Source organism: Nodularia chucula CCY0103 (assembly GCF_963923915.1).
GTDB classification, from domain to species: Bacteria; Cyanobacteriota; Cyanobacteriia; order Cyanobacteriales; family Nostocaceae; genus Nodularia; species Nodularia chucula.
Map to the genome: position 1 here is coordinate 1 of NZ_CAWUOL010000138.1, position 8,943 is coordinate 8,943.

10 protein-coding genes are annotated in these 8,943 nt (G+C 40.7%); 6 read left to right on the forward strand and 4 right to left on the reverse strand.

The annotated features are described in order from the left end of the window. Nucleotides 1–205 precede the first annotated feature (205 nt). On the forward strand, nucleotides 206–1,132 hold the full coding sequence (thyD, locus tag ACM0OP_RS22940; protein ID WP_414530731.1) for a thylakoid membrane protein ThyD: 927 nt from the start codon (nucleotides 206–208) through the stop codon (nucleotides 1,130–1,132). On the opposite strand, the gene ACM0OP_RS22945 is transcribed toward thyD, so the two are convergent. From ACM0OP_RS22945 to ACM0OP_RS22955, 3 genes are all read right to left on the reverse strand, one after another. Next, the gene (locus ACM0OP_RS22945; RefSeq protein WP_414530722.1) at nucleotides 1,120–1,362 is read right to left on the reverse strand and encodes a hypothetical protein; all 243 of its coding nucleotides are present in this window, start codon (nucleotides 1,360–1,362) and stop codon (nucleotides 1,120–1,122) included. The two genes, thyD and ACM0OP_RS22945, sit on opposite strands and share 13 nt — an antisense overlap. 134 nt (nucleotides 1,363–1,496) lie before the next feature. After that, the gene (locus ACM0OP_RS22950; RefSeq protein WP_414530723.1) at nucleotides 1,497–1,916 is read right to left on the reverse strand and encodes a tetratricopeptide repeat protein; all 420 of its coding nucleotides are present in this window, start codon (nucleotides 1,914–1,916) and stop codon (nucleotides 1,497–1,499) included. Between the two features lie 79 nt (nucleotides 1,917–1,995). Continuing rightward, on the reverse strand, nucleotides 1,996–2,352 hold the full coding sequence (locus ACM0OP_RS22955) for an iron-sulfur cluster assembly accessory protein (RefSeq protein ID WP_414530724.1): 357 nt from the start codon (nucleotides 2,350–2,352) through the stop codon (nucleotides 1,996–1,998). A 328-nt stretch (nucleotides 2,353–2,680) separates the two neighbouring features. Here ACM0OP_RS22955 and ACM0OP_RS22960 point away from each other — a divergent pair, with 328 nt between their 5' ends. From ACM0OP_RS22960 to ACM0OP_RS22975, 4 genes are all read left to right on the forward strand, one after another. After that, complete coding sequence (locus ACM0OP_RS22960; RefSeq protein ID WP_414530725.1) at nucleotides 2,681–4,306, forward strand: DUF6930 domain-containing protein; 1,626 nt, start codon at nucleotides 2,681–2,683, stop codon at nucleotides 4,304–4,306. 1,046 nt (nucleotides 4,307–5,352) lie between these two features. Next, the gene (locus ACM0OP_RS22965) at nucleotides 5,353–5,529 is read left to right on the forward strand and encodes a ribbon-helix-helix domain-containing protein (protein WP_414530726.1); all 177 of its coding nucleotides are present in this window, start codon (nucleotides 5,353–5,355) and stop codon (nucleotides 5,527–5,529) included. 490 nt (nucleotides 5,530–6,019) lie between these two features. Continuing rightward, nucleotides 6,020–7,465, forward strand: coding sequence for a 9,9'-di-cis-zeta-carotene desaturase (gene zds / locus ACM0OP_RS22970; RefSeq protein ID WP_414530727.1), 1,446 nt, complete (start codon nucleotides 6,020–6,022; stop codon nucleotides 7,463–7,465). 42 nt (nucleotides 7,466–7,507) lie between these two features. Continuing rightward, nucleotides 7,508–7,954: an SRPBCC family protein gene (locus ACM0OP_RS22975; protein ID WP_414530728.1), complete on the forward strand. Its 447-nt coding sequence runs from the start codon at nucleotides 7,508–7,510 to the stop codon at nucleotides 7,952–7,954. Between the two features lie 32 nt (nucleotides 7,955–7,986). On the opposite strand, the gene ACM0OP_RS22980 is transcribed toward ACM0OP_RS22975, so the two are convergent. Continuing rightward, nucleotides 7,987–8,208, reverse strand: a complete 222-nt coding sequence (locus tag ACM0OP_RS22980) for a type II toxin-antitoxin system HicB family antitoxin (RefSeq protein ID WP_414530729.1) — start codon at nucleotides 8,206–8,208, stop codon at nucleotides 7,987–7,989. Nucleotides 8,209–8,377: 169 nt separating this feature from the next. Between ACM0OP_RS22980 and ACM0OP_RS22985 the strand changes: the two genes are divergently transcribed. Continuing rightward, nucleotides 8,378–8,611 carry an EF-hand domain-containing protein gene (locus ACM0OP_RS22985; protein WP_414530730.1) on the forward strand — a complete coding sequence of 78 codons (234 nt, stop codon included), beginning with the start codon at nucleotides 8,378–8,380 and terminating at the stop codon, nucleotides 8,609–8,611. Nucleotides 8,612–8,943 lie beyond the last annotated feature (332 nt).

Sequence of the window (8,943 nt, forward strand, 5' to 3'; positions counted from 1 at the left end):
ATCGCATGAACTAGAGTGTATAGGTGATGTCTTTTGTCAATGCGTAAGTCCTAATCTCTTACAAAATAGCGATACATTAGAAAGAGTAGATGATTCAGAAATTACGTTAATAACTCACCGTAGGGGTGAAGATGAAGACATTTAAGCGGGAACAGGTAGGGAATTAGAAGTTAAAATAAGGGTTTCACTCAGGTGCATTTGCATGATGAAAGTAGCCATTACTGGAGCCACAGGATTTGTCGGGAGTCGTTTAGTAGAACGACTACATCAGGAAGGTCATAAAATACTGGTTTTGACTCGTAATACTTCCTCTGCTCAGAGAGTTTTTCCCTCCGGAGCTTTTCCTGATGTAGAAATTGTTGCCTATACGCCTACAATATCTGGTGCTTGGCAAGATAGTATTGCTGGTTGTGATGCTGTAGTTAATTTGGCTGGGGAACCCATTGCAGATGAACGCTGGACAGCAGAACATAAGGAAAAAATCCTCAAGAGTCGCCAGTTGGGTACAGAAAAAATAGTGGAAGCGATCGCCAAAGCTAATCCTCAACCCTCTGTGTTAGTCAATGCTTCGGCTATTGGTTACTATGGTACGAGCGAAACGGCTACCTTTAATGAAACGAGTTCATCTGGTGATGATTTTCTGGCTCAAGTCTGTCAAAGCTGGGAAGCAGAAGCACAACGAGTTAAAGAAGATGGTGTGCGCTTAGTAATTTTACGTTTGGGCGTTGTTCTGGGTAATGGTGGTGCTTTGGGGAAAATGATTACACCTTTCAAACTTTTTGCAGGTGGTCCCCTGGGTACTGGTCGCCAGTGGTTATCATGGATTCACTTAGATGATTTAGTCAACATGATTTTGGCGGCTATAACTCAAGCAGCAATGGAAGGAGTATATAATGCTACTGCTCCCCATCCTGTGCGGATGGCAGATTTAAGCCGCACTTTGGGAGAAGTCATGCAGCGCCCCTCATGGTTACCTGTTCCTGGGTTTGCGCTGGAAGTTCTTTTAGGTGATGGGGCGATGGTAGTTTTAAAGGGTCAGCAAGTCATCCCTCAACGGACTTTAGGGGCTGGGTTTGAGTACCAATACCCTGATTTAAAACCGGCATTGTCACAAATACTTCAGTCAGCTTGAAATTTGCGAGAAACCCAACTGACTAAGCCACTGAGAAGCGCGCCACCCATGAGGATACCAATGGCGGGGTTAAACAAAGGTTGCCAAAGTTGATGCCATAAGTCTAAACCTAAGTTTACTCCGGCAGCATCTCCAATGGCGGCGATCGCCAACCAGCCAAAGCCAAATAAAACTAAGAATACATCAGCGACTAGAACTAGGTTTAGCCAGTTTAATAATTTTTCTTTCATTAGGAGATTGGGAGATTGGGGACTAGTTAAGGGTTATAGAGAGGGGTAGAGGGGGAATAAATGGAAATGGAGTTGTACCAAAACTTTTTTCCCCGCTTCCATACTCTCCCTCTGCTTTTATCCCTGAGACTGGATTACTCAGATAGCCAGGTTTTGACTTTTTGCAAACTTTGCCAATCTGGTTTACGACTTAAACCATCAGCAATGCTATCTTTAATTTCCTTGTCCCATTCTTCATTGACAAAAATCAACTGTTTGGCTACGTCGATATGTTGTCTTAATCCTTTTTCACCTATTTCCAACATTGACATGGCCAAGTTAATTCTGGCTTGTGGGTCTTGGGGGTTTAACTTTACCGCCCTCCGTGCCGCTTTCGCAGCCAATTTCGGTTTATTGTCTAGCAAATACAACCAAGATAAACAAATCCACGCTGAACTTATTTCTGGGGAGCGATCGCATACTTCTTTAAATACTGGGATTAAAGTTTCTGCTGCTTCACCAGCTTTATAGCGTTCCAAACCTGTATCAAACAGGAATTCAACTGTTTGAGCCATAGCAAATCAGTTAATACTTATATAATCAGGAGTTATTAGTCAGTAGTCAACAATGAGCTGCAACTGACCACTGATCATCTTACACTCCAAAGGACTTGCCGCAACCACAGGTTTGAGATGCATTGGGGTTAGTGAATTGGAAACCACCGCCAATCATGGCATCGCTGTAATCGAGCATTAAACCATAGAGATATAATAAACTCTTACCATCACAAACGATTTTGAAGCCGTCGTAATCGAAAACTTCATCCTGAGGGGTGATCTTACTAGTATCCTCAAAATCCATCATATAAGACATCCCTGAACAACCGCCTTGACGGACTCCTACTCGTAGGCACAATTCTTTACCTTGCTTTTCCTGCAAGGATTTTACTTGGCGTAAAGCTGATTCGCTCAGTAGGATTCCACGTTGTTGAGACTGAGTGGCTTGTGTCATGTTAACGTTTCAACTCCTTTAATTAGTGTAACGATTAAGCTATATAGGTTGTGATGATATCAGTGTCAACCTGGGGTTTTTGTTTTCATTCTAACTATCTTCCGGTGATTCGTTACCAAATTATCAATACTGATTCCCCAGAAGATACTACTTTTTATTCTAGAATTGAGAAATTGGGTATGTTTAGATATTTGGTATTTTTAGAGTTTTAGCCTTGTGGCAAGCACCAGTTGCAACGACTCTTCAGATGTAGCCAGGAAGATTTTACCCAAGGCTAGTTATTTCCATAGTCTACTGCTAAATTGCTTATTTTTGCTGAATCTACTTTATGACAAGTTTTAATCGCTCTACCAGTCGTCGGTTGAAAAAATTAACTCAAATTCCTTCTGTATGGGAGGGCGATCGCCGTCCAATGTCATCACCCCCAGGTTTCGATTCAGACTCAGATGCTAAAGGTGAATGTATTTTGTGGGTAGATGGTTCACAGGGTGTTGTCCGAGGAATGGACGTGGTATCCCCGGAAACAGGCCCAGAAGCAATTGTTCGGACTTTAATGCAGGCGATGGAGCATCCCCAAAGCCCTAGTAAACCTGCAAGACCCCAAAAGATTGTCGTCAAAGACCGAGAAATCCAATTTTACCTGCGCGGTGTCCTGCAAGATTTAGATATTACTATTGATTACGTTTCCGAATTGCCCTTAATTGACGAACTGTTTCGTGGGTTTACGGAAATCATGGATAACCAAGTTCCCAGTTTACCTGCCCAATATGCACAAGCTTTGTTTGATAAAGCCCTGACTATTTGGCAGCAAGCCCCTTGGGAATTTTTAGAAGAACAACAAATCTTGGCCATCGAGATTAATAATGGCGATGTTGGTACACTCTACACCTCAGTTATGGGGATGTTAGGCGTAGAGTATGGCATTCTATTTTATCGTTCAGAAGCATCGCTCAAGCAGTTCCGAGCCGCAGTTTTAGAGGGTAATGAATCCCAAGAACATTTAGAAGAAGCTTTCTTAAAACAAGATTGTCTGTTTCTCACTTTTGAAACTGAAGATGATACGGACGAAGATGAGGATGAGGATTTAGCAGATTTACCCACATCAGACATTGAGCCAAGTTTTGGCAATATCCACCCACTGGAAGGATTACGGTCTGTTTTATATGAAGAAGAAGCACTGACCGTATTTGTGGCTTTGGAGAGCTTGAGCCGTTTTATGCGGGATTATCATCGCCAACTAGAGAATGAGAATTTTCCTAGTTTAAGCAAGCGCTATCGCATTTCTCCACCCAACTCTGACTCAGAATCAAGGCAATCTCTCTCTGTTACTGTCTCTACTCTGCCGGATTTGGCAGCAGAATTAGAGGAAATGGCAGGTTTTGAGATGGAAGAGGATGACTTGGAAGATTTTCCCCCTTTGCGAGATGACTTGATTCCAGACGATTCTTTTCTCAGTTTGGGAGTTATTTCTTGGGAAATGCTAGAGTCTTTGCGAGAAGTAGTTAAAACTCATCAATCTGGTGAAATTCCACAAGTAGGTGACGGATTACCAGTGATTTTAATTCAAACTTCCCGCCCCAAGGCTAAAACTGTGATTGAAAATATTGCCGCAGCTGGGGGATTGAAAGCCATTTGTTTTAATCCTGGTGCAGATCCTTTTGATGGCGATCGCTATGACTTGGGTTTATTGCAAACTGAGAATAATGAATTGTTCTTGTTTGGCGAATTTTTAGATGATGATCTCACCCATAGAGAAGCCCGCAAAAAATGGAATCAGCGATGTAAAAATACCCAGGGTTACTGCGGTTTGATTATTGCCAAAGGGTTAACAGGAGCTTCCCGTGGGAATCCCCAATTGCGAGATATGATGGCTTTGTTTGAAGTGCGATCGCTTTCGCCTAAAGTCTTAGGTCTTGGCACTCTCCAACTCATGCCAGAATTTGAAATCCCCTAATTCCCACAGATAAATATCAATCTCACCCAAATGTCCACACCCAAATGTCCACACTCTGTGATTTATCTGTGGCTTGTGTTGACGAGTTAGTTAGATATCCTGAGTTAAGTTTCAAGTTTTAGGTCAATGGTAAAGGCTTCCCCAATGCTCTCCCACTCTGGGGTAATATCATTGGCCACCTGATTATAGTTTGATTAATTGCGTATATTCCCTTCTCAGGGAACTTATGCACAAACAAGCTGCGTCCTATTTTACAGGAAATGTCATCGTATATTTCCACTTCTCCAAGTGTTTATATAAGCAAATTTTTAGGCAATTGGTGAATTTGAACTGAAAACTAAAACGAGAAAATCCCATGTCATCTTTCACCAAAGCATATCCCTAAGTAAAAAAAATCTCAGACAAATTTCAAAAATGTCAGGATCGTACTAAACAGCACTCGAAAACTATTAAAGAAATTCTTACCTTGTGAGTCAATAAGCACCAGAGTTCCTAATTCCTTGGTCATTGGCTTGCTAGAAATGAATCTTTATCACAGTGGATAGATGAAAAAAACACTTTCATCTTGAAAAATATCACTTGTTAGTAAATACTTGCAGGTGATGATTCTCCATAAAACAGATGTAGACACATGAATGCAGGTCTAGCTAATAGAATCCTGTGGAATTGTTGTACGTGTTGTTTTTCAGAATCTTTGCTTACCTTTATTGGTAGAAAATCTTAGATTCCGTTGATCAAGAATAATTTAGCGAAATGATTTCGTCAAGAGTAAGTATCTCAAATGTATTGAGGAAATTAACTTGTCAGCCTTTGATAAACACCTTGCAGGGTTAAATTTTTTTTTGCCTAAGAGGCTAGGATATCTCATCTGTCACAATAGTAATTGTAGTTTCATATTTTACTGGGACGCAATCCATACATTTGACCAAGATAACTTTTTTAGTGTCAGTGACATTTCTTGTTTATTGACACAAACTCTGATAATCTTATCGTCTTCATCTTGATTTAATCTTTCCTTTCCACATTGTTAACACACAGCAAACAACATGGTAATGACTAATAAAAAATGGGCCGTAAAACGTATAACTGTGAATTTGGCAACACAGGAAGCAGAAAAACTAGAAAGATATTGTCAACAAACGGGTAGACCTGCAACAGATGTAATTCGGGAACTCATTAGAGGGCTACCTGTATCAAATGATAGCAATGAATCTAACAATTAGGGATCATAACTGTTCGCTAATTTTTAGGATTCGTTATGCCTATAGCCCCCGTTATTGATGCGGGGGACGGAAACAAATGATCAAGACTAGACAAAATTTATTTGCTGGGTAGCTTTGACTATCGCCATCTGCGAAATCAAACCATTCAATTTAACCGCAGAGGTTTGAACTGGCTTTTTTTACCACAAGTTGATAGTTTTTTGCATCACAGTCATGGGAAATATTAAGTTTTGGTTCAGGAGGTATTTTTTTATTGCCAGATTACCAATTCTCACTACTGTTATTTTATCAATTTGAACAGCATTTGGAGGTGGAAAATCTGAATTGAGAATAAATAACCAACACCCCAGAAAATTTTTAAAGCACTTTTGCTTACCCAGTATAAATACATGGAAACTCTAACTTAACACATAGTGAACTTGAAAAATAGCCAATTCCGACACCAACACAGTTACAATCTGTAAAGAAACTGAAAAGGTAAGATGGAATAATGCGTGTTGCAATTGTGGGTGCGGGACTGGCTGGGCTAGCAACCGCAGTAGATTTGGCTGATGCTGGTTATGAAGTCCAGATTTTTGAGTCCCGCCCATTTGTTGGTGGTAAAGTCAGTAGTTGGGTAGATGATGATGGCAACCATATTGAAATGGGCTTGCACGTATTCTTTGGTTGTTACTACCAACTATTTGAGTTAATGGAAAAAGTGGGGGCGTTGTCAAATTTACGCCTAAAAGAACATACCCACACTTTTATTAACAAAGGGGGGCGCACTGGTACTTTAGATTTTCGCTTTTTTACTGGTGCGCCTTTCAATGGTTTAAAGGCATTTTTTACGACTTCTCAACTATCATTACAGGATAAGCTACAAAATGCGATCGCCTTGGGTACTAGCCCTATAGTTCGGGGGTTGGTAGACTTCGATGGGGCGATGAAAACTATCCGCAAGTTAGATAAAGTTAGCTTTGCGGAATGGTTCCGCAGTCATGGCGGTAGTGAAGGTAGCATTAAACGGATGTGGAATCCCATTGCTTATGCTTTGGGATTTATTGATTGTGATCATATTTCTGCCCGTTGTATGTTGACAATCTTCCAGTTTTTTGCTGCTAAAACCGAAGCCTCAATTATGCGGATGCTGGAAGGTTCGCCAGATGAGTATTTGCACAAACCTATACTCAAATATTTAGAAGCTAGAGGGACTCAAATTCATACCCGTCGCCAAGTCCGGGAAATTCAATTTACTGAATCTGAGGGAAAAACTCACGTCACGGGGATAGCAGTGGCCGAAGGTGATTCCACAGAAATTATTCAGGCTGATGCTTATGTTTTTGCCTGTGATGTTCCCGGTATTCAGCGCATATTACCCGCAGAGTGGCGTAAATGGCCAGAATTTGATAATATTTATCAATTAGATGCGGTTCCAGTGGCAACAGTGCAGTTGCGATTTGATGGCTGGGTAACAGAACTTCAAGATGAAGAACAACGCAAACAGCTAAATCATGCGGCGGGCATAGATAATTTGCTCTATACTGCTGATGCCGACTTTTCTTGCTTTGCTGATTTGGCTTTGGCTAGTCCTAGTGATTATTATCGCCCCGGAGAAGGGTCGTTGTTACAGCTGGTATTGACACCGGGAGATCCTTTTATTAAACAAAGTAATGAGGCGATCGCCGAACACGTCCTCAAGCAAGTTCATGAACTGTTCCCCTCATCACGAGAACTAAATATGACTTGGTATAGCGTTGTGAAACTGGCGAAATCTCTCTACCGGGAAGCACCAGGAATGGACCCTTACCGTCCTAACCAAAAAACCCCAGTGCATAATTTCTTTTTAGCAGGTAGTTATACCCAGCAAGATTACATCGACAGTATGGAAGGAGCAACTATTTCTGGAAGACGTGCAGCAAAAGTGATTTTAGATACGCACAAAATAAAGAAATAACCAACCGCACCATGCACACAGGAAGCAGAGGAAGAACAGAAAATGGCACAGTGGTTAGAGCATAGTGTGCAAATTGAAGTAGAAGCTCCCATAGATTTAGTATGGGGTCTATGGTCTGATTTAGAGCAAATGCCCCGTTGGATGAAGTGGATTGATTCTGTGAAAATTTCCCCCGAGAATCCAGATATATCTTTATGGAAACTTAACACTAATGGTCTGGAATTTAAATGGCAATCCCGGATGCTAAAAGTGATCAACCAACAAATTATTCAATGGGAATCAGTCGATGGTTTGCCGAATCAGGGAGCAATTCGCTTTTACGATCGCCACGGTAGCAGTATTGTTAAAATGACCGTTTCCTATGCTATCCCTGGGATTATTGGCAAAATTATGGATAATTTGTTTTTGGGTCGGGTAGTTGAGTCTACTATTCAAGCTGACTTGGAAAGGTTTAAAGAATATGCTTTGAATATCCAGTCTAATAGCTAAAACATTTGTCTCACTACCCTCAGAAATTTAAACTATGCGGCGTTACACACTGTTGGTTCTGGTAGTGGTGCATCGCCCGTAGCTTCATAAGCAATCATCAGAGATTCTAAAGCTTCAACGCCATTGGCTACTGCTAATTGGTAAGTATCCCCATGAGTTCGCCATTCTTGTCCGGGAAAATCCGGGAATCCTACCAAGAAGCAATTATCTAACTCTGACCATTGAATCACCATTTGGTATTTGAGATTATTCATTTTGTTTTTTCCCTTCGACTTTCTCAATTGCTTGTTTTACTATCTAAGCCCCAGCAATACCCGTTTCTACGTCTAAAGATATAAGTTTGTTTAATTTTGAGATATTAATGAAATATTAATGAGATATTAATGAGATATTAAATGGAAAAATTCACTCAAACAGAAACTTATGGCAACCGAGCAAGAGCTTCAATCTCTTTTTAATTCCTTAGATCGCGACCAAGACGGCAAAGTGTCCCTTAATGAGTTTTTTTTAAGTCCTGGCTTAACTGCAATCATCTCATCCGAAACAAATACCAATAGCCCCCAGGAGTTACTAGTACAGTATGATTCAGACGAAGACGGTAGTATTACCTTTGAAGAGTTAAAGAAAGCAGTTGAGAAAGCAAATAATTTAACCTAGTACAGGTCGGCGGAAATAAACCTACCATTTAAAACAGCCAGAAAGCCTAAAATTAAAGTATTGAGTGACTTTTGATTTTTGAATGAGTAACTTCCGCCTTGCGGTACTAGCATTCAAAAAACCCAATACCCAAAATCCCTCTCTAGCCCACGCTTTGAGGGATTTACAATTTTTAGGTCATTGGTGACTCACTAGGGAATTTCAGTAATAAAATAGTCTAGTGTATGATTGCCATTTTTGTGTTATAATAGCGCCCTTTTCCCTTTTTTCCTAGTTGGGGTTTGCTGAAAAAGTCGAGAAAAAGTTGAGGAGAATTGAGTAGGTAATCAGGC